The sequence below is a fragment of the Bacteroides sp. Phil13 genome, from assembly GCF_001940965.1.
Classification (GTDB): domain Bacteria; phylum Bacteroidota; class Bacteroidia; order Bacteroidales; family Bacteroidaceae; genus Bacteroides; species Bacteroides intestinalis.
Map to the genome: position 1 here is coordinate 11,677 of NZ_MSHA01000040.1, position 305 is coordinate 11,981.

A 305-nucleotide genomic window follows, 5' to 3' on the forward strand; every position below is an offset into this window, starting at 1 on the left:
GGGCATCTGCCGTTTTTCTTTACTTTCTGACGGTTGATGTAGAACAACAGTTTGAATGTGCTTCGCATGGCTTACCCTTCCATTATTTTGGTTATATACTCCCTTTGCTTCATACTCGGATTGACTCTCCGTTGGCTGTAATCTTTCAGAATCGGTGACGGGGCGGTGTCAATGTCCGACAAGGAGAACCTGCCGCTGATAATACCATTCAGGCAATCCACGTCCCTATCAATTTTATCCTGCGTGACTTTCGCATACCGCTGTGTGGTAGTGATATGCCGATGCCCCATGATTTTGCTGACGGT

General features: G+C 46.9%; 1 pseudogene. It reads right to left on the minus strand.

Going from position 1 to position 305, the window contains the following annotated elements:
• Nucleotides 1-71 precede the first annotated feature (71 nt).
• Nucleotides 72-305 (minus strand): annotated as a pseudogene (locus tag BWI44_RS06850) (site-specific integrase); the annotation flags it as partial.